Origin of the sequence: Pseudomonas alvandae (assembly GCF_019141525.1) — a bacterium.
Taxonomy (GTDB): Bacteria; Pseudomonadota; Gammaproteobacteria; order Pseudomonadales; family Pseudomonadaceae; genus Aquipseudomonas; species Aquipseudomonas alvandae.
Genome location: NZ_CP077080.1, coordinates 2,548,292 through 2,567,757, shown reverse-complemented (window position 1 = coordinate 2,567,757; position 19,466 = coordinate 2,548,292). Strand labels below are relative to the sequence as shown.

At 62.3% G+C, this 19,466-nt stretch carries 20 protein-coding genes; 14 read left to right on the top strand and 6 right to left on the bottom strand.

Annotation, left to right across the window (positions count from 1 at the left end):
• The first annotated feature begins 14 nt into the window (after window positions 1-14).
• The 4 genes from KSS97_RS11455 (at window position 15) to KSS97_RS11440 (ending at window position 3,935) form a co-directional block, all read left to right on the top strand.
• Window positions 15-983, top strand: coding sequence for a TRAP transporter substrate-binding protein (locus KSS97_RS11455; RefSeq protein WP_030141244.1), 969 nt, complete (start codon window positions 15-17; stop codon window positions 981-983).
• 75 nt (window positions 984-1,058) lie between these two features.
• Window positions 1,059-1,586 (top strand): TRAP transporter small permease, encoded by a 528-nt coding sequence (locus KSS97_RS11450; RefSeq protein ID WP_030141243.1) that lies wholly within the window; start codon window positions 1,059-1,061, stop codon window positions 1,584-1,586.
• Window positions 1,586-2,866, top strand: coding sequence for a TRAP transporter large permease (locus KSS97_RS11445; protein ID WP_030141242.1), 1,281 nt, complete (start codon window positions 1,586-1,588; stop codon window positions 2,864-2,866). The genes KSS97_RS11450 and KSS97_RS11445 overlap by 1 nt, the downstream gene beginning before the upstream one ends.
• A 199-nt stretch (window positions 2,867-3,065) precedes the next feature.
• The gene (locus tag KSS97_RS11440; RefSeq protein ID WP_217861666.1) at window positions 3,066-3,935 is read left to right on the top strand and encodes an aldose 1-epimerase; all 870 of its coding nucleotides are present in this window, start codon (window positions 3,066-3,068) and stop codon (window positions 3,933-3,935) included.
• A gap of 137 nt (window positions 3,936-4,072) precedes the next feature.
• Here the strand turns inward: KSS97_RS11440 and KSS97_RS11435 are convergent, their stop codons facing one another.
• Window positions 4,073-4,873 (bottom strand): sulfite exporter TauE/SafE family protein, encoded by an 801-nt coding sequence (locus KSS97_RS11435; protein ID WP_217861665.1) that lies wholly within the window; start codon window positions 4,871-4,873, stop codon window positions 4,073-4,075.
• Window positions 4,874-5,011: 138 nt separating this feature from the next.
• Between KSS97_RS11435 and KSS97_RS11430 the strand changes: the two genes are divergently transcribed.
• Window positions 5,012-5,875 carry an MBL fold metallo-hydrolase gene (locus tag KSS97_RS11430; protein WP_217861664.1) on the top strand — a complete coding sequence of 288 codons (864 nt, stop codon included), beginning with the start codon at window positions 5,012-5,014 and terminating at the stop codon, window positions 5,873-5,875.
• A 28-nt stretch (window positions 5,876-5,903) separates the two neighbouring features.
• Here KSS97_RS11430 and bkdR read toward each other — a convergent pair whose 3' ends face one another.
• A complete protein-coding gene (gene bkdR / locus KSS97_RS11425; protein ID WP_003202929.1) occupies window positions 5,904-6,392 on the bottom strand; it encodes a Bkd operon transcriptional regulator BkdR in 489 nt (162 codons plus the stop codon).
• A gap of 194 nt (window positions 6,393-6,586) precedes the next feature.
• Here bkdR and KSS97_RS11420 point away from each other — a divergent pair, with 194 nt between their 5' ends.
• From KSS97_RS11420 to KSS97_RS11400, 5 genes are all read left to right on the top strand, one after another.
• On the top strand, window positions 6,587-7,822 hold the full coding sequence (locus tag KSS97_RS11420; RefSeq protein ID WP_030141238.1) for a 3-methyl-2-oxobutanoate dehydrogenase (2-methylpropanoyl-transferring) subunit alpha: 1,236 nt from the start codon (window positions 6,587-6,589) through the stop codon (window positions 7,820-7,822).
• Between the two features lies 1 nt (window position 7,823).
• Window positions 7,824-8,882 carry an alpha-ketoacid dehydrogenase subunit beta gene (locus KSS97_RS11415; protein ID WP_030141237.1) on the top strand — a complete coding sequence of 353 codons (1,059 nt, stop codon included), beginning with the start codon at window positions 7,824-7,826 and terminating at the stop codon, window positions 8,880-8,882.
• The gene (locus KSS97_RS11410; RefSeq protein WP_217861663.1) at window positions 8,883-10,157 is read left to right on the top strand and encodes a dihydrolipoamide acetyltransferase family protein; all 1,275 of its coding nucleotides are present in this window, start codon (window positions 8,883-8,885) and stop codon (window positions 10,155-10,157) included.
• A gap of 3 nt (window positions 10,158-10,160) precedes the next feature.
• Window positions 10,161-11,543 (top strand): dihydrolipoyl dehydrogenase, encoded by a 1,383-nt coding sequence (gene lpdA, locus KSS97_RS11405; RefSeq protein WP_030141235.1) that lies wholly within the window; start codon window positions 10,161-10,163, stop codon window positions 11,541-11,543.
• A gap of 241 nt (window positions 11,544-11,784) precedes the next feature.
• On the top strand, window positions 11,785-12,804 hold the full coding sequence (locus KSS97_RS11400; protein WP_030141234.1) for a branched-chain amino acid aminotransferase: 1,020 nt from the start codon (window positions 11,785-11,787) through the stop codon (window positions 12,802-12,804).
• Between the two features lie 230 nt (window positions 12,805-13,034).
• Here the strand turns inward: KSS97_RS11400 and KSS97_RS11395 are convergent, their stop codons facing one another.
• Window positions 13,035-13,964 (bottom strand): DMT family transporter, encoded by a 930-nt coding sequence (locus tag KSS97_RS11395; protein ID WP_217861662.1) that lies wholly within the window; start codon window positions 13,962-13,964, stop codon window positions 13,035-13,037.
• Between the two features lie 110 nt (window positions 13,965-14,074).
• Between KSS97_RS11395 and KSS97_RS11390 the strand changes: the two genes are divergently transcribed.
• Window positions 14,075-14,869 carry an AraC family transcriptional regulator gene (locus KSS97_RS11390; RefSeq protein WP_030141232.1) on the top strand — a complete coding sequence of 265 codons (795 nt, stop codon included), beginning with the start codon at window positions 14,075-14,077 and terminating at the stop codon, window positions 14,867-14,869.
• 226 nt (window positions 14,870-15,095) lie between these two features.
• Here KSS97_RS11390 and KSS97_RS11385 read toward each other — a convergent pair whose 3' ends face one another.
• Window positions 15,096-15,851 (bottom strand): ArsR/SmtB family transcription factor, encoded by a 756-nt coding sequence (locus KSS97_RS11385; protein ID WP_217861661.1) that lies wholly within the window; start codon window positions 15,849-15,851, stop codon window positions 15,096-15,098.
• Between the two features lie 81 nt (window positions 15,852-15,932).
• Between KSS97_RS11385 and KSS97_RS11380 the strand changes: the two genes are divergently transcribed.
• A complete protein-coding gene (locus tag KSS97_RS11380) occupies window positions 15,933-17,051 on the top strand; it encodes a cytochrome P450 (protein ID WP_217861660.1) in 1,119 nt (372 codons plus the stop codon).
• A 15-nt stretch (window positions 17,052-17,066) separates the two neighbouring features.
• On the opposite strand, the gene KSS97_RS11375 is transcribed toward KSS97_RS11380, so the two are convergent.
• On the bottom strand, window positions 17,067-17,408 hold the full coding sequence (locus tag KSS97_RS11375) for an FKBP-type peptidyl-prolyl cis-trans isomerase (protein WP_030141229.1): 342 nt from the start codon (window positions 17,406-17,408) through the stop codon (window positions 17,067-17,069).
• A 139-nt stretch (window positions 17,409-17,547) separates the two neighbouring features.
• On the opposite strand from KSS97_RS11375, the gene KSS97_RS11370 reads away from it, so the two are divergent.
• Together KSS97_RS11370 and KSS97_RS11365 are read left to right on the top strand one after the other, a co-directional pair.
• Window positions 17,548-18,612 (top strand): M4 family metallopeptidase, encoded by a 1,065-nt coding sequence (locus KSS97_RS11370; RefSeq protein WP_217861659.1) that lies wholly within the window; start codon window positions 17,548-17,550, stop codon window positions 18,610-18,612.
• Entirely contained in the window at window positions 18,609-18,932 is a 324-nt protein-coding gene (locus KSS97_RS11365) for a protealysin inhibitor emfourin (protein WP_030141227.1), read from the top strand. The genes KSS97_RS11370 and KSS97_RS11365 overlap by 4 nt, the downstream gene beginning before the upstream one ends.
• On the opposite strand, the gene KSS97_RS11360 is transcribed toward KSS97_RS11365, so the two are convergent.
• Window positions 18,929-19,237: an RcnB family protein gene (locus KSS97_RS11360; RefSeq protein ID WP_030141226.1), complete on the bottom strand. Its 309-nt coding sequence runs from the start codon at window positions 19,235-19,237 to the stop codon at window positions 18,929-18,931. The genes KSS97_RS11365 and KSS97_RS11360 overlap by 4 nt on opposite strands.
• Between the last annotated feature and the right edge of the window lie 229 nt (window positions 19,238-19,466).

Here is a 19,466-nt window from a genome sequence, read left to right as displayed (position 1 = left end):
ACTGGAGATTGACCATGAATTTCAAACGCACGCTTCTGATCGCAGCCCTGCCCCTGGCCTTCCTGGCCCAGGCGGCTCACGCCCTCGATATCAAGATCGCCGACATCCACCCCAAGGGCTACCCAACCGTAGTCGCGGAGGAATCCATGGGTAAAGCTCTTGAAGCAGAGAGCAAGGGCGAACTGAAGTTCAAGTACTTCCCGGGCGGTGTACTGGGTTCTGAAAAAGAAGTCATCGAGCAGATGCAAGCTGGCGCGATCCAGATGTCCCGCGTCAGCCTGGGCATCGTCGGCCCTGTGGTGCCGGACGTGAACGTCTTCAACATGCCATTCATCTTCCGCGACCAGGCGCACATGCGCGCTGTCATCGACGGTGAAGTCGGCGATGCGATCCTCGACCGGATCACCAACTCCGAATTCGGCCTGGTGGCCCTGGCGTGGATGGACGGCGGCACCCGCAACCTCTACACCAAGAAGCCGGTGCGCACACCCGCCGACCTCAAGGGCATGAAAATCCGCGTCCAAGGCAACCCGATGTTCATCGAGATGATGAACGCCATGGGCGGCAACGGCATCGCGATGGACACTGGCGAGATCTTCAGCGCCTTGCAGACCGGCGTGATCGACGGCGCGGAAAACAACCCGCCGACCATGCTCGAGCACAACCACTACCAGAACGCCAAGTTCTACAGCTTGACCGGTCACCTGATCCTGCCTGAGCCGATCGTGATGTCGAAAATCACCTGGAACAAGCTCACCCCAGAGCAGCAGGACATGGTGAAAAAAGCCGCCAAGGCTGCCCAGGCTGAAGAGCGCGTACTGTGGGACAAGAAGTCCGCCGCCAGTGAAGAAAAACTCAAGGCCGCCGGCGTCGAGTTCATCACGGTCGACAAGAAACCTTTCTACGACGCCACCGCGCCGGTCCGGGCCAAATACGGTGCGCCGTACGCCGACCTGATCAAGCGCATCGAAGCTGTCCAGTAAGGCCTCTCAATCTGTACTCATGAAAAGGCTGGGCGCGCCTGCGGTTGAAGGCGCGCCCAGTTACGGTGGAACCCGATGAAGAATTTGCTGCTGCGTATCAACGACACGATTTACATGACTTGCATCTGGGTCGCCGGCCTGTCTGTCCTCGCCGTTGCGCTGATGATCCCCTGGGGCGTGTTCGCCCGCTACGTCCTCGGCACTGGCTCAAGCTGGCCGGAGCCCACCGCAATTTTGCTGATGATCGTCTTCACCTTCATCGGCGCCGCCGCCAGCTACCGCTCCGGGTCGCACATGGCCGTGGACATGGTCACCAGCCGCATGCCCCCGCACTTGCAGACCCTGGCTTCGGTGTTCACCCAGCTGTTGATGGCGGCGGTGTGCATTTTCATGACCGTCTGGGGCGCCAAGCTGTGCATGACCACCTGGAACCAATTCATGAGCGCCATCCCGACCCTGCGCGTTGGCATCACTTACATGCCGATCCCGATTGGTGGGTTCCTGACCCTGATTTTTGTCCTGGAAAAACTCTTGCTGGGTGACCAAAGCAAGCGCCGGGTCGTGCAGTTCGACCTGGTTGAAGAAAACGAAGGTGCCGCTTAATGGACGCTCTGATTCTGCTGGGCAGTTTTTTGCTGTTGATCCTGATCGGCATGCCGGTCGCCTACGCGCTGGGCGCTGCCGCCCTGATCGGGGCGTGGTGGATCGATATCCCGTTCCAGGCCATGATGATTCAGATAACCGGCGGGGTGAACAAATTCTCGCTGCTGGCCATTCCCTTCTTCGTCCTGGCCGGTGCCATCATGGCCGAGGGCGGCATGTCCCGCCGGCTGGTGGCCTTCGCCAGCGTGCTGGTCGGTTTCGTCCGTGGTGGCCTGTCCCTGGTCAATCTCGTGGCCTCGAGTTTCTTTGGCGCGATCTCCGGATCCTCGGTCGCCGACACCGCCTCGGTCGGTTCGGTACTGATTCCTGAAATGGAGCGCCGTGGCTATCCGCGTGAGTTCGCCACGGCCGTGACCGTGAGCGGTTCGGTGCAGGCGCTGCTGACGCCGCCAAGCCATAACGCCGTGCTGTACTCGCTGGCCGCGGGCGGCACCGTGTCGATCGGTTCGCTGTTCATGGCCGGCATCGTTCCCGGCATCATGATGAACCTCTGCCTGATGGCGCTGTGCTTGGTTTTCGCGAAAAAGCGCAATTACCCCAAGGGCGAAGTGATTCCGCTCAAGCAAGCGCTGAAGATCTGCAAGGAAGCCATGTGGGGCATGATGACCCTGTTCATCATCCTGGGCGGCATCCTCTCGGGTGTGTTCACCGCCACCGAATCGGCCGCGATCGCCGTGGTGTGGGCGTTCTTCGTGACCATGTGCATCTATCGCGACTACAAGTGGAGCGAGCTGCCGAAACTGATGCACCGCACGGTACGCACCATTTCTATCGTGATGATCCTGATCGGCTTCGCCGCCAGCTTCGGCTACATCATGACGCTGATGGAAATCCCGGCGAAGATCACCACCGCGTTCCTGACCCTGTCGGACAACCGCTATGTGATCCTGATGTGCATCAACGTGATGTTGCTGCTGTTGGGCACCGTGATGGACATGGCGCCGCTGATCCTGATCCTGACGCCGATCCTGATGCCGGTCATCGTCGGCATCGGCGTGGACCCGGTGCAGTTCGGCATGATCATGCTGGTGAACCTGGGTATCGGCCTGATCACGCCACCGGTGGGCGCGGTGTTGTTCGTCGGTTCCGCCATCGGCAAGGTCAGCATCGAAAGCACCGTCAAGGCCCTGCTGCCGTTCTACGCCATGCTGTTCGTGGTCCTGCTGCTGGTGACCTACGTGCCTGCCATTTCGCTGTGGCTGCCGCATTTGGTGTTGTAACAGAAAACAATAGGTCCCCTTGTGGCGAGGGGATTTATCCCCGCTGGGCTGCGCAGCGGCCCCAAAACCAGCCATCTCGATTTGTCTGATACACCGAGATTGGAGCCTTTAGGGCTGCTTCGCAGCCCAGCGGGGATAAATCCCCTCGCCACACTTGGGCGTATTCCCCTCCAGCTTTGCCAACCTATCAGACGCCGCCATGACACCACCTCTCCTCCACCTCGAAGACGAACTGACCCGCCTCACCCTGGCCCCACACCTGGGCGCCAGCCTCGTTGAATGGACCTTGCGCAGCAACGGCGCCCCCTTGTTGCGCCCGCCCGCGCCGAACGCTGTAGAAAACGGCCTGCCAGGCAAGCTCGGCTGCTTCCCGCTGATCCCTTGGTCGAACCGCATCGCCCAAGGCGGTTTCGATTGCCCGGACGGCTGGCTCGCCCTGGAAGCCAACAGCCCCAACGATCCGTTTCCAATCCATGGCAGCGCCTGGCAGCAACCGTGGCAAGTGGCCGAACAGAGTGGCCAGGAAGTCTTGCTGCAACTCGACAGCCAAACACCGTTCGCCTATTGCGCCAGCCTGCGGATCCGGTTGAGCGGCGGCCAATTGCAAATCGCCCTGCATGTCACGCACATGGCCGAACAAGCCGCGTGGCACGGGCTGGGATTGCATCCGTATTTCCCACGCACCGCCGGTACTCGCCTGCAAACCCGCGCCAGCGATGTGTGGATGTGCGACGCCGCGAAACTGCCAACGGAACTGAGGGACGTTCCCTCGGAGTGGGATTTCCAGCAACCGCGGCTGTTGCCGGACACCCTCCTCGACAACGGCTTCGGTGGCTGGGATGGTCAGTGCCTGATCCAACAACCGGACCTCGGTTATGAACTGGAATGCCGCGCCAGCGGCAGCGACTATTTCCTGTTGTACTGCCCCGTGGGTCTGGATTTTTTTTGCATCGAACCGGTGAGCCACCCGGTCAATGCCCATCACCTGCCAGGACGGCCGGGGTTGCGCTTGCTGGAGCAAGGGCAGTCGATGGCGTTGGGGTTTTCGATGCAGTGTCGAGCGCTCTAGGTGGCACACGATCCCTTGTGGCGAGGGGATTTATCCCCGCTGGCCTGCGAAGCAGGCCCATCCATTATCAAGCCTGGCGTCTGCTTCGCAGCCGAGCGGGGATAAATCCCCTCGCCACAAAAGCTCCGACCCGCTCGCTACGCCCGCACCAGCATGAACACCGCCACCCCCAGGCACACCCCGGCAAACCCAACCTGCAACGCTCGCGCCGGCACCTTCGCCGAAAACCGTCGTCCGAGCACCATCCCGACGATGCTCGCCGCAATGAACGCAGCCCCGACCCGGTCGATGCTCACCCCAGCATGAAACGCCCCCACCACACCAATCAACGAAATGAGGCTGATGACCATCAAGGAGGTGGCGACGATCCCGCGCATCTGCACGTCGGTGAGTTGCTTGAACGCCGGCACGATCAGGAACCCCCCGCCCACGCCCAGCAGGCCCGAAACCATGCCTGTTACCGCGCCCAATGCCGACAGCGTGGCGGTGCAGCGAGCGGTCCAGGCCAAGCGACCAGTCTGGCGATCGAGCATGCAATTCTTCTGGCCCCAACTGGCGGCACCATGATCGCTGGGACCGGGCTGCGCGGTTTCCCGACGCAGCATGCGCGCCGCCACCAGCACCATCAGCAGGCTGAACAGAATCATCAGGATTTTTTCCGGAAGCTGGTGGGCAAAATAGATGCCCACCGGCGAGAACACAGCGCCTAGCAAGGCAATCAATAAAGCCGCCCGATAACGCGCCAGGCCATGGCGCAGCCCATCGATGGCGCCGACCGCCGCCGCGCTGCCCACCGCGAACAAAGCCACCGGAGCAGCCTGGGTCATGCTCCAGCCCAGGCCCAACACCAACGCCGGCACGGCCAGAATCCCGCCGCCCGCGCCCGTCAGGCCAAGGACCAGGCCCATGACCACGCCAAAAAAACTCGCCAGTAACATTCCGGTTCTCTCAAGCCGCGCACACCTGTTGGCAGGTGCGATCGCATTTGCAGGACGCCTTGGTCCTCACTAAGCTGCGGACCATATGTCGTAAACCTCAAGCGTAGCAACCGCTTCTTCCCGCACAGGTCCGCTGTCATGCCCGCGCAGATTCAAAGCTTTCTCGATCCCGCTTCAAAGACCTACACCTATGTGGTTTACGAGGACGATGGCGGTCAATGCGCGGTGGTCGACCCGGTGCTCGACTACGACCCTGCCTCGGGCCGCAGCGGCACCGCACAGGCGGATCGAGTGATCGCTTTTGTGCGCGAACATCAACTGACGGTGCAATGGCTGCTGGAAACCCACGCCCATGCCGATCATCTCTCCGCCGCGCCTTACCTGCGCCGGGAACTGGGCGGCAAAATCGCCATCGGCGAATCCATCGGCCAGGTGCAGAACGTATTCAAGACCCTGTTCAACCTGGAGCCGCAATTCGCCATCGACGGTTCGCAATTCGACCATCTGTTCGCGGCCGACGAGTCCTTCCTGATCGGCAACCTCAAGGCCACCGCACTGCACATGCCTGGCCACACCCCGGCGGACATGGCCTACTTGATCGATGGCGATGTGATTCTGGTGGGCGACACGCTGTTCATGCCCGACGTGGGCACCGCTCGCTGTGACTTCCCCGGCGGCAATGCCCACCAGCTCTACGCCTCGATCCGCAAGCTGCTGGCGTTCCCTGCCGGCGTGCGGCTGTACGTGTGCCACGACTATCCGCCGGAGGGACGCGAGCCCCAGTGTATGAGTACGGTGGGTGAGCAGCGCCAGCGCAATATCCATGTGCGCGATGGCATTGATGAAGCCGAGTTCGTGGCCATGCGGACCCAGCGCGACAAGACCCTGGGGATGCCGACGCTGCTGTTGCCGGCGATCCAAGTGAATGTGCGAGCGGGACACTTGCCGCCGGCCGAGGGCAATGGCGTGACTTACCTGAAGATTCCGATCAACCAGCTCTAAGATCACCCCATATCCAATGTGGGGTGACTCAGGTCCCCAGCGTCAACCCATTCGCCGGCAACGGCAGCGCGGTCTTGTAGCGCACCTGCTTGAGGGCAAAGCTGGAGCGAATGTTCGCCACGCCCGGGACCTTGGTCAAAAAGTCCATCATGAACCGCTCCAGCGACTGGATAGTCGGCACCAACACGCGAATCAAATAATCCGGATCGCCCGCCATCAGGTAGCACTCCATCACCTCCGGCCGGTCGGAAATAGCCTCTTCGAAATGCTGCAGCGCCTCTTCCACCTGCTTCTCCAGGCTGACATGGATAAACACGTTGACGTGCAACCCCAGCAGATCGGCATCCAGCAGCGTGACCTGCTCACGGATCACTCCCAACTCTTCCATGGCCCGGACGCGGTTGAAGCACGGCGTCGGCGATAGATTGACCGAACGGGCGAGATCGGCATTGGTGATGCGGGCGTTTTCCTGAAGGCTGTTCAGAATGCCGATGTCGGTGCGATCCAATTTACGCATGAGACAAATAATCCTGTTTTTTATCGTTGTGCAGATTTTTTATCTGCAAATGATCTGAACAGCAAGCCAACAGAGAAAAATATTCTTCTTCGTCGAGCCTATGATTGTTGTAGGACAATTTCCCACCTACCCAGGGAAATTCGTCAGCTAGCGCGCCCACTACAAGAAATTCACAAGATCGAGCGTAGAAAGCCATGAACCCAGCGTACGAACCGCTACGCCTGCACGTTCCCGAACCCTCGGGCCGTCCCGGCTGCAAGACCGACTTTTCCTACCTGCATCTGTCCGATGCCGGCACGGTGCGCAAACCTCCCATCGACGTCGAACCCGCCGACACCGCCGACCTGGCCCGCAGCCTGATCCGCGTGCTCGATGACCAGGGCAACGCCTTGGGCGACTGGGCCGCCGACATTCCCGTCGAGATCCTGCGCAAGGGCATGCGTGCCATGCTCAAGACGCGCATCTACGACAACCGCATGGTCGTCGCCCAACGTCAGAAAAAAATGTCGTTCTACATGCAAAGCCTTGGCGAAGAAGCCATCGGCAGCGCCCAGGCCCTGGCCCTGAACATCGATGACATGTGCTTCCCCACCTACCGCCAGCAAAGCATCCTGATGGCCCGCGAGGTGCCGCTGGTGGACCTGATCTGCCAACTGCTGTCCAACGAGCGCGATCCGCTCAAGGGACGGCAGCTGCCGATCATGTACTCGGTCAAGGACGCCGGTTTCTTCACCATTTCCGGCAACCTCGCCACGCAATTCATACAGGGCGTGGGCTGGGGCATGGCCTCGGCGATCAAGGGCGACACCAAGATCGCCTCGGCCTGGATCGGTGACGGCGCAACCGCCGAATCGGACTTCCACACCGCCCTCACCTTCGCCCACGTCTACCGCGCTCCGGTGATCCTCAACGTGGTCAACAACCAATGGGCGATCTCCACCTTCCAGGCCATTGCCGGCGGTGAAGCCACGACCTTCGCCGGACGCGGCGTCGGTTGCGGCATCGCCTCCCTGCGCGTGGACGGCAACGATTTCATGGCGGTCTACGCCGCCTCGCGCTGGGCCGCCGAACGCGCCCGTCGCAACCTCGGCCCGGCACTGATCGAATGGGTCACCTACCGCGCCGGCCCGCACTCCACCTCGGACGATCCGTCCAAATATCGCCCCGCCGACGACTGGAGCCACTTCCCCCTGGGCGATCCGATTGCCCGCCTCAAGCAGCACATGGTGAAGATCGGCCAGTGGTCCGAAGAGGAACACGCCGCCGTCACCGCCGAACTCGAAGCCGAGGTGATCGCCGCGCAGAAGGAAGCCGAGCAGTACGGCACCCTCGCCGGCGGACAGATTCCAAGCGCCGCGACCATGTTCGAAGACGTCTACAAAGAGATGCCGGAGCACTTGAAGCGCCAGCGTCAGCAGTTGGGGATCTGACATGAACGATCACAACAACAATATTGCGTTGGACACCGCCATGACCACTACCACCATGACCATGATCCAGGCCCTGCGCTCGGCCATGGACGTGATGCTCGAGCGCGACGACAACGTCGTGGTGTTCGGCCAGGACGTGGGCTATTTCGGCGGCGTGTTCCGCTGCACCGAAGGCCTGCAGAACAAGTACGGCACCTCGCGGGTGTTCGACGCGCCGATTTCCGAAAGCGGCATCGTCGGCGTGGCGGTGGGCATGGGCGCCTATGGGCTGCGGCCGGTGGCCGAGATCCAGTTCGCCGACTACGTCTACCCGGCGTCGGACCAGATCATTTCCGAAGCGGCGCGCCTGCGCTATCGCTCGGCCGGCGAATTCACCGCGCCGATGACCCTGCGCATGCCGTGCGGCGGCGGCATCTATGGAGGCCAGACCCACAGCCAGAGCATCGAGGCGATGTTCACCCAAGTCTGTGGCCTGCGCACCGTGATGCCGTCCAACCCCTACGACGCCAAGGGTTTGTTGATCGCCTCCATCGAAAACGATGACCCGGTGATCTTCCTCGAACCCAAGCGCCTGTATAACGGCCCGTTCGACGGCCACCATGACCGTCCGGTAACGCCGTGGTCCAAGCATCCGCAAGCGCAAGTGCCAGACGGCTACTACACCGTGCCGCTGGACGTCGCCGCCATCACCCGTCCGGGCAAGGACGTGACCATCCTCACCTACGGCACCACGGTCTATGTCTCCCAAGTGGCGGCGGAAGAGACCGGCATCGACGCCGAAGTCATCGACCTGCGCAGCCTCTGGCCACTGGACCTCGAGACCATCGTCAAATCCGTGAAGAAGACTGGCCGCTGCGTGGTCGTCCACGAAGCCACCCGCACCTGCGGTTTCGGCGCCGAGTTGGTGTCGTTGGTGCAAGAACATTGCTTCCACCACCTGGAAGCGCCCATCGAGCGTGTCACCGGTTGGGACACCCCCTACCCGCACGCGCAGGAGTGGGCGTATTTCCCAGGGCCGTCCCGTGTGGGCGCGGCGTTGAAACGGGTCATGGAGGTCTGAATGGGCACGCACGTTATCAAGATGCCGGACATCGGCGAAGGCATCGCGGAAGTTGAACTGTCGGTTTGGCACGTCAAGGTCGGCGACATGGTGGTCGAGGATCAGGTGTTGGCCGACGTGATGACCGACAAGGCGATGGTGGATATTCCTTCGCCGGTGCATGGCCGGGTCATCGCCTTGGGGGGCGAGCCGGGTGAAGTCATGGCGGTGGGCAGCGAGTTGATCCGCATTGAAGTGGAAGGTGCGGGCAATTTGAAGGAGTCGGCGCAATCGGCTCCCGCTGCGGCGGCTGTGCCGGCGCCAAAGCCAGCGCCAGCGCCAGTGGCCACGCCTGAACCGGTGCTGGAAAAAACCGCCGCGCCACGCTGCGCCCCGCAAGCTCCGGTGGCCCGCGACCCTGAAGAGCGCCCATTGGCCTCGCCGGCCGTGCGCAAACACGCGCTGGACCTGGGCATCCAGCTGCGCCTGGTCCAGGGCAGCGGCCCCGCCGGGCGAATTCTGCATGAAGACCTGGAAGCCTATCTGGCCCAGGGTCCGTCGACCCAGGCCAAGGGCGGTTCGGGTTATGCCGAGCGCCATGACGAGCAGCAGATCCCGGTGATCGGCATGCGCCGCAAGATCGCCCAGCGCATGCAGGAAGCGACCCAGCGCGCCGCCCATTTCAGCTACGTCGAGGAAATCGACGTCACGGCCCTGGAAGAACTGCGGGTTCACCTGAATGAAAAACACGGCGGCAGTCGCGGCAAGCTGACCTTGCTGCCGTTCTTGGTCCGCGCCCTGGTCGTGGCCCTGCGGGATTTTCCGCAGATGAACGCCCGCTATGACGACGAGGCCCAAGTCATCCACCGCTCAGGCGCGGTGCATGTCGGCGTCGCCACCCAGAGCGACGTTGGCCTGATGGTGCCGGTGGTGCGTCACGCCGAGGCCCGCAGCCTATGGGACAACGCGACGGAAATCGCCCGCCTGGCCACGGCCGCCCGCAATGGCAAGGCCAGTCGCGATGAGCTGTCCGGTTCGACCATCACCCTGACCAGCCTCGGCGCGCTCGGCGGTATCGTCAGCACGCCGGTGCTGAACCTGCCGGAAGTGGCGATCGTCGGCGTGAACAAGATCGTCGAGCGGCCTGTTGTGATCAAGGGCCAGATCGTGATCCGCAAGATGATGAACCTTTCCAGCTCCTTCGATCACCGGGTGGTCGACGGCATGGACGCGGCGCAATTCATCCAGGCCCTGCGTGGCTTGCTCGAACAACCTGCCACTTTGTTTGTGGAGTAGGCGATGCAAACTCTGAACACCAAGCTGCTGATCATCGGCGGCGGCCCGGGCGGTTATGTGGCGGCGATCCGCGCCGGCCAACTGGGCATCGAGACGATTCTGGTGGAAGGCCAGGCGCTGGGCGGTACTTGCCTGAACATCGGCTGCATCCCGTCCAAGGCGCTGATTCATGTGGCCGAGCAGTTCCACCAGACGCGCCACCACAGCCAGGGCTCGGCCTTGGGTATCAACGTGTCCGCGCCAACCCTGGACATCGGCAAGAGCGTCGAATGGAAGGACGGCATCGTCGATCGCCTGACCACCGGCGTCGCCGCGTTGCTGAAGAAGAATAAGGTCCAGGTCATTCATGGCTGGGCCAAGGTCATCGATGGCAAGACAGTCGAGGTCGGTGATACGCGCATCCAGTGCGAACACCTGCTGCTGGCCACCGGTTCGAAAAGCGTCAACCTGCCGATGCTGCCGATAGGTGGGCCGATCATCTCGTCCACCGAAGCCCTCGCGCCTACCTCGGTGCCCAAGCATCTGGTGGTGGTCGGCGGTGGCTACATCGGCCTGGAGCTGGGCATTGCCTATCGCAAGCTCGGCGCCGAGGTCAGTGTGGTCGAGGCCCAAGAGCGGATCCTGCCGGCCTACGACGGTGAGTTGACCCAACCGGTGCATGAAGCGCTCAAGCAATTGGGCGTGAGGCTGTATCTCAAGCACAGCGTCGAAGGTTTCGATGCCCAGGCCAGCACCTTGCAAGTGCGTGATCCCAACGGCGACACGCTGAACCTCGACACCGACCGGGTGCTGGTGGCGGTCGGGCGCAAGCCAAATACGCAAGGCTGGAATCTGGAAGCGCTGGACCTGGCGATGAACGGTTCGGCAGTGAAGATCGACAACCGCTGCCAGACCAGCATGCGCAATGTCTGGGCCATCGGCGACCTGAGCGGCGAACCGATGCTCGCCCACCGAGCGATGGCCCAGGGTGAAATGGTCGCCGAGCTGATCGCCGGCGAGCACCGGGAGTTCAATCCGACCGCCATCGCAGCGGTGTGCTTCACCGATCCGGAAGTGGTCGTGGTCGGCAAGACGCCGGACGAGGCCAAGGCTGCCGGCCTGGACTGCATCGTCTCGAGCTTCCCGTTCGCCGCCAATGGCCGGGCCATGACCCTGGAATCGAAAAGCGGTTTCGTCCGCGTCGTGGCGCGCCGGGACAATCACTTGATCGTCGGTTGGCAAGCAGTTGGCGTGGGGGTCTCGGAGTTGTCCACCGCATTTGGCCAATCCCTGGAAATGGGTGCGCGCCTGGAAGACATCGCCGGCACTGTCCATGCTCATCCGACGCTGGGTGAAGCGGTGCAGGAAGCGGCGTTGCGAGCGTTGGGGCATGCGTTGCATCTGTGACAGCTGTGGGTGACTCCCCCTGTGGCGAGGGGATTTATCCCCGCTGGGTTGCGCAGCAACCCCAAACCTGTCAGCGCCAGGCGTCAGATATCTGAGCTAATGGGGCCGCTTCGCAGCCCAGCGGGGATAAATCCCCTCGCCACAAGCTGCGAAACACCCCCGGAATGAAGTATTGTTGTCCCCATTCAAAACGTCAGAAGCCTTGAACCGTTTCGACGGTTGTCAGGAAATAGAGGGTGTCATGGGTAACGAGAGCATCAATTGGGACAAACTGGGCTTTGACTACATCAAGACCGACAAGCGCTACCTGTCGCACTGGCGCGATGGCGCCTGGGACGCGGGCACCCTGACCGAAGACAACGTGCTGCACATCAGTGAGGGCTCCACTGCCCTGCACTACGGTCAGCAGTGCTTCGAAGGCCTGAAGGCCTATCGCTGCAAGGACGGTTCGATCAACCTGTTCCGCCCGGACCAGAATGCCGCCCGCATGCAGCGCAGCTGCGCCCGCCTGCTGATGCCGCACGTCGACACCGAGCAGTTCGTCGAAGCCTGCAAGCAAGTGGTCCGCGCCAACGAGCGCTTCATCCCGCCGTATGGCACTGGCGGCGCGCTGTACCTGCGTCCGTTCGTCATCGGCGTGGGTGACAACATCGGCGTGCGCACCGCACCCGAGTTCATCTTCTCGATCTTCTGCATTCCGGTCGGCGCCTACTTCAAGGGTGGCCTGACTCCGCACAATTTCCTGATATCCAGCTTCGACCGCGCCGCCCCGCAAGGCACCGGTGCGGCCAAGGTCGGTGGCAACTATGCCGCCAGCCTGATGCCCGGCTCCCAGGCCAAGAAAGCCAGCTTCGCCGATTGCATCTACCTGGATCCGCTGACCCATTCGAAAATCGAGGAAGTCGGTTCGGCCAACTTCTTCGGCATCACCCACGATGACAAATTCATCACCCCCAACTCCCCGTCGGTCCTGCCAGGCATCACCCGCCTGTCGCTGATCGAACTGGCGAAATCGCGCCTGGGCCTGGAAGTGATCGAAGGCGACGTGTTCATCGACAAGCTGTCGGATTTCAAGGAAGCCGGCGCCTGCGGTACCGCTGCAGTGATCACGCCGATCGGCGGCATCAGCTACAAGGACAAGCTGCACGTGTTCCACAGCGAAACCGAGGTCGGCCCGATCACCCAGAAGCTCTACAAAGAGTTGACCGGCGTGCAGACCGGCGACGTGGAAGCGCCAGCAGGTTGGATCGTCAAGGTTTGATCCAGGCCCCCTAGGCACTTGGGGGCTTTTTTGTGGCGAGGGGATTTATCCCCGCTGGGTTGCGAAGCAACCCCCAAGTACTTGGGTGAGCCACAAAAACCTTGCGAGCGCTTCGCACTCGAGCGGGGCGGTGCGACGTTTCGCTAAATCCCCTCGCCACAGAGATTGCGCGACCTCAGTAAAAAGCCCACCCCTGCTTCAGGGGTGGGCTTTTTTACACCTTCGTTCAGTTACCCTCGCCGCAAAACCGGCCATCGCCCCCAACGCTGGCGAAACCATCCATAACCGCTGACCAGCAAGATCCCACTCAATACCAAAGCCGCGCCAACGATAAAGTTCGGCTCCAGCGGCTCATCCAGCAACCAGACACCGAAACCGATGCCGAACAGCGGCGTCATGAACGACAGCACGCCCAATTGCGACGCCAGGTAGCGGCGCAGCAGGGAAAACCAGATCAGGAAGCTGGCGAAGGACACCAGCAATACCTGGAACGCCATGCTGGCAATGAGTTGTGGCGTGGGGTTGATTGTCGTTTGCCCCAGCGCTGCCGACATGCCGATCAACAGCACCCCGGCACCCACCAACTGATAAAGCAGCGTCTGGCTGGCCGGCAGGTCCGTGAGCCGCGAACAACGCACCGTCACCGTGGTTGCGCCCCACAGCGCGCCGGCCAGCAAGCCCATGCCATCGCCGAGCAATGAGCTGCCGTTCGCCGCACCCGAGCCGCCACTGAAGGCCACCACGATCCCACCGAAGGCAACCGCGATGCCCAGCCATTGCGCCGGCTTGAGACGCTCGCTCGGCAGTTTCCAGTGCAAGCCGAGGGCGGCGAACATGGGTGCGGTGTAGAGGAAAATCACCATGTGCGATGCCGTCGTATGGCGCAGGCCTTCGCCCACCATCACGAACTCCAGGGCAAACAACAACCCCACCAACAGGCCTGGGCGCCAACTGCCGTCGGCCAGGGACAGGCGTTCACCGCGCGCCAGCACTAACAGCCAGACCAGTACCGCGGCGATGGCCGAGCGCACGCCCAATTGCAGCATCGGCGCCATGTCGACGGCGCCGGCCTTGATCGCGACTTGCTGGAACCCCCAGATGGCACAGAGTCCGGTCATCAGGGCAATGACCTGGCCATCCAAGGCGCGGCGGGTGGTCATGGAAAAGGTCCTCGGGCAGAAAAGAGATGAAAGGATTGTCTGCCTGACACCTTTGCTGGATATAGTGATTACCCGACAAGCCATCCCGGTAATCCGCCATTGCGGTCGATATGCAGCCTCCAGCCCAACACCTGAAGATTCCTCCGTTCGACGCGGCCCTGCCCTCGCCGATTTTCTTCCGCAGCGCCTGCATGCCGGCCCATGCCACGTACCCCCGGCACCGGCATGCCTGGGGTGAGTTCGTCTACTCCTACAGCGGTGTGATGGAAATCGAGATCGCCCAGCACCATTACCTGGCGCCACCGCAGTACGGCATCTGGCTGCCGCCGGACATGGAACACGTGGGGTTCAATCGGCATGAAGCCTGCCATTGTTCGTTGTACCTGGCGGCCGAACTGTGCGGCGCGTTGCCGGCCGTACCTTGTGCGCTGACCTTGAGTCCGCTGATCCGCGCGTTGCTGGAAGAGCTGCGCAGCGACCCGCCGAGCCAGCCACAGACGCCCGAACAGCAGCGCTTGTTGCAGGTGCTGGTGGACAAGCTGGCCCGGGCGCCCCACGTCGGCAGTTACCTGCCCTCTTCGGATGATCCGCTGTTGGGCCCTGTACTGCGGGCCCTGGAGGCGAACCCCAGCGACCCGCGCTCGTTGCCGCAACTGGCCCGCGCCGCCAACACCACCGAGCGCACACTGATGCGCCGGGCCCAGCGAGACCTGGGCATGTCCCTGGTGGAATGGCGCCAGCGCCTAAAAGTCATCGAGGCCCTGGCCCTGCTCGAACGCGGCCAGAGCGTGGAAACCATCGGCCTGGACCTGGGCTACAGCAGCGCCTCGGCATTCATCAGCATGTTCCGCAAAATGATGGGCACCACGCCGGATGAATATCGGCGCAGGCATATGGTTGGATGATGTGGCAATGGCGGTGGGTCAGTTGCATGGAATGGCCCCTTCGCGAGCAAGCCCGCTCCCACAGGGATTTCAGGTGTTCATGACGCCTATATTCACCGCAAATCCATTGTGGGAGCGAGCTTGCTCGCGAAGGCGGTGGCTCAGCTTGCATGGATGTTGGATGCGACGGCCCCTTCGCGGGCAAGCCCGCTCCCACAGGGAATTTCGGTGAGCAACGGTTCTCCGTTCAGCGCAGATCCACTGTGGGAGCGAGCCTACTCGCGAAAGCGCCAGTGGATTCAACCTCCGTCTCGGGACTGATCCCAAAGCGCGCCACCATTTCCCGCTGTCCAGCGGCCGTCACCCCCAGCGCACGGCTGTCCAGGTCCTGGACCACCCATTTGCGCTTGATCGCCACTTGCAGCAACGCAGCCCCCAAGGCACCACCCAGGTGCGGCCGGCGCATGCTCCAGTCCAGGCAGGGGCAGGCAAACCGCCGCCGTTGGGCCGCCAATGCCTGCACGTCAATGCCCAAGCCTGCAAACAGGGGATCACCCGTTTCACTCAGCCGATAACCCTGCCCTTCTACATCGAGCAGCCACCCGGCCTCAAGCAAGCGATCATGCAGCCGCACCGCCAGGGTGCCGGCCATGTGGTCGTAGCAGGTACGGGCAAACTGCAGGCGATCCGGCGTGCGCGAGGTGAACGCCGGCGCGGCGTTCTGGCCGATCACCATCAATGCTTCAAGGGCTTCTGCCACACGCTTATCGGCGAGGCTGTAGTAACGATGACGGCCCTGCACATGCAAGCGCACCAGGGCCAACTCCTTGAGCTTCGCCAGGTGGGCGCTGGCGGTGGACGCGCTGACGTCGGCGATGCTCGCCAACTCCGTGCTGGTGCGGGCGTGGCCGTCCATCAGTGCGCAGAGCATTCGGGTCCGGGCCGGTTCGGCAATCGCCGCGGCCACCTGGGACACGCCTACATCGTGTTGCTCTGCGTTCATATTTCGCTCCCGGACGAATCAAGCCATGCGTCGACTGAAGATAGTAGCAGCACTTCTCCCGCATGAACGAGGCAGCCCATCATGGACCCGATCACCGCCGCGACACACGCCGATCCGTACCCCTACTACGCGACCCTTCGCGCCAGCGGCGGACTGCACTTCGACCCACACCTTAACCTCTGGGTAGCCAGCAGGGCCGAAGCCGTGTGCGCCGTCTTGCATCACCCCGACTGCCATGTGCGCCCCGCCCACGAACCGGTGCCGCAAGCGATTGCCGAGGGTCCCGCGGGCCAGGTATTCGGGCACCTGATGCGGATGAACGAAGGTGAACGACAACGCTGCCCGAGGGCGGCGATTGCGCCGGGGTTGCAAGACATCGATCCCCACCAGGTCGAGGCGTTGGTCAAGGCGCGCTGGCTCAGGCAGGGTGCCGAAGGCGTGCATCAGGCGCAGTTCATCGGCCCGGTCAGCGTGGTGGCGCAACTGCTGGGCTTCAATCCGACGGACAGCCACCTGATCAGCGAACTCACGGGGGATTTCGTCGCCTGCCTGTCGCCCCTGAGCCAAGCCCCGCAACTGGAAGCTGCGCACCGGGCCAGCGAACAACTGGCGAAGCTTTTCCAGGAGCGGATCGTTGCGCAAGACAGCCTGTTGTTGAACGGCATCTGCCGAGGTTTCAAAGACAGCGATGCGCACAGTCGAATCGCCAACCTGATCGGCTTGCTTTCGCAAACCCATGAAGCCACGGCCGGCCTGATCGGCAACGCGTTGTTGGCGTTGATCCGTGATCCCGCGCTACAACGCGAGCTACGGGATGATCCCACGCAAATCAGCCCGTTATTGGCTGAAGTCCAACGTTTCGACCCGGCAGTGCAGAACACCCGGCGCTTCATCGCCGCCCCTTGCGAAATTCTCGGCACTGCCCTGCAGCAGGGCGACGTGATCCTGGTGCTGCTGGCCTCGGCCAATCGCGACCCGCAGCTCAATCCGCAACCGGACGCCCTCCTGTTGGATCGGCCGAATCGGCGCAGCTTCAGCTTTGGCAGTGGCCGCCACGAATGCCCAGGCCAGACCTTGGCGATGACCATCGCCCATGCGACGTTAGATGCCATTCTGGAACGCGAGCCGGGCCTGGACCAGTTGATCTGGCGCTACCGCCCCTCCGCCAATGGACGCATCCCGCTGTTCAGCGATCGGTAATCAACAAAAACGCTATCAATCGTCCCGCGTCAGGACTTCCAGCAATTCGATTTCAAAGATGAGGTCGGCGTTGGGCTTGATGTGGGCGCCCATGGATCGTTCGCCATAGGCCAGGTGCGCCGGCACCCCCAGTTTGCGCTTGCCGCCGACCTTCATGCCCATGAGCCCGAGGTCCCAGCCCTTGATGACGCGGCCCGTGCCGATCACGCATTGGAACGGCTTGCCGCGGCTGTAGGATGAATCGAACTCCGTGCCGTCTTCGAGGGTGCCGCGGTATTGGGTGGTAATCAGCGCGCCTTTGACTACGCTTTTGCCGTCGCCCTCTTCCAGGTCGATGATTTGCAATTCTTCAATCATGGCTTCTTTCCCGTGTGATCCAGGCGCGGGGTTTTCGCAGATATTTGCGTGACAGGCAACCTTTTGCGGCAAAGGGAACCGCAACGGTCACTTCGGTTCACATGGGTATCGACCCTGCATTTCAGATAAGGATTTTCTGATGATCGACTCTCGCCCCCTCCACGGTTTCATCCCGCCTTACATTCTCAACCGCATCATCGCCCATGGCTCCGAGCAGCAGCGTTCCAGCGCCCTCGGCACCCTGACCCACGTGAACAACCTGCGCCACAACCCTGGCCCACCCATTCATCCACCCGTAGCCGCCCAATTGCCCAAGCCCGGCAAGGCTGGCCATCCCCAACGCAGCGTGCATGATGCGCAAAACACCATGGAGCTGCCGGGCCAACCAGTACGCCTGGAAGGCCAGCCGGCCAGCGGTGACCCAGCGGTAGACGAAGCCTACGACGCCCTCGGCGCCACCTATGATTTTTTCTGGCGAGTGCTGGAACGTGACTCCATCGACAACAAAGGCTTTGCCCTGGTCGGCAGCGTGCATTACGGCCAAGGCTACGAGAACGCTTTCTGGAATGGCGCGCAGATGGTATTTGGCGACGGCGATGGCGAAATCTTCCAGCGCTTCACCCGCTCCTTGGACGTGGTCGCCCATGAGCTGGCCCACGGCGTCACCGAGAGCGAAGCCGGCTTGATCTATGCCAACCAGTCCGGCGCGTTGAACGAGTCGATTTCCGATGTGTTCGGCGTGCTGGTCAAGCAATTCGTATTGGGCCAGACCGTCGAGCAGGCCGACTGGCTGATCGGCGCCGACTTGCTCACTGACAAGATCAACGGTGACGGCCTGCGCAGCATGTCCAACCCCGGCACAGCCTACGATGACCCGCTGCTGGGCAAGGATCCCCAGCCGGCACACATGCGCCAATTCGTCATCACCCGCGAAGACAACGGCGGTGTGCACATCAACTCCGGCATTCCCAACCGGGCCTTTTATCTGGTTGCAACCGCGCTCGGCGGATTCGCCTGGGAAAAGGCCGGGCGAATCTGGTATGACACCTTGTGCGACAGGCAACTGGCCAACGATGCGTCCTTCAGTGCGTTCGCCCGCCTGACCGTCGAGCACGCCCGCCAACGCTTCGGCGCCCGGGAAGTCAAGGCGGTGCAGGACGGCTGGACGCAGGTGGGCGTTGACCTGAACGAGGAGAACGGATGAAAACCCTTCCAGACCTTGATGACAAAGCAGTCGTGAAGCTGTCGCGCCAGGGCGGCGTCGCGGCGATCCACGCCTTGACCCGTCCCCGGGAAATCGAGTTCGCCCAATGCGACCTCGACCAACGCACGCGCATCTGTTCGGTGCTGGAGGGGTGCCTGCCACTCACCTCCTCCACGCCCGGCCGGGGCGACCAGCGTTATTTCCAGATCGAGGTGCGTTACCGATCCAACGACCAGGACGACGAGATGGTGCTGCAGGTGCCCGAGGACCGGGCACCTGGCGACTTGGTTCATCTGTGGGATAAAGGCGAAGTGCTTTAGCGTGTCGCAGGGACAATCTTGACGATGGCGCCGGACACGGTTTCGATCAGCAGGTATTTATCGTCGATCTGCACCCATTGCTGCTCTTTTGTCGGCTGCTCGAGTTTTTTCTGCTTCCAGTCCTTCATGGCCCTGTCCGCGCGTTGGTAGTCCGCCGGTACCCGGTCATTTTCCACCAGCCGGCGACCATTGCTCGGCGAATGCTCCAGGGCATCGCCGGTCTTCTCGACGGCTTGCGCGACAGGCCCAAAGGCTCCGAGGCCGGCGATCAGGACCAGGCTGGCGATGAGGGTGGGTTTGCGCATAGAAGAGCTCCAATTAATTCAAGGTACTGAGTCTGGGACTTCGGCGGCGGCGAATCATTCCGTTTACTGTGGTGCCTAGAAGCTGGCCCCCCCCTTTTGTGGCGAGGGGATTTATCCCCGCTGGGCTGCGCAGCAGCTCCAAGCCAAGCAACTCGGTGTGCCAGGAAGATTGAGTTCACTGCTTTAGGGCTGCTGCGCAGCCCAACGGGGATAAATCCCCTCGCCACAT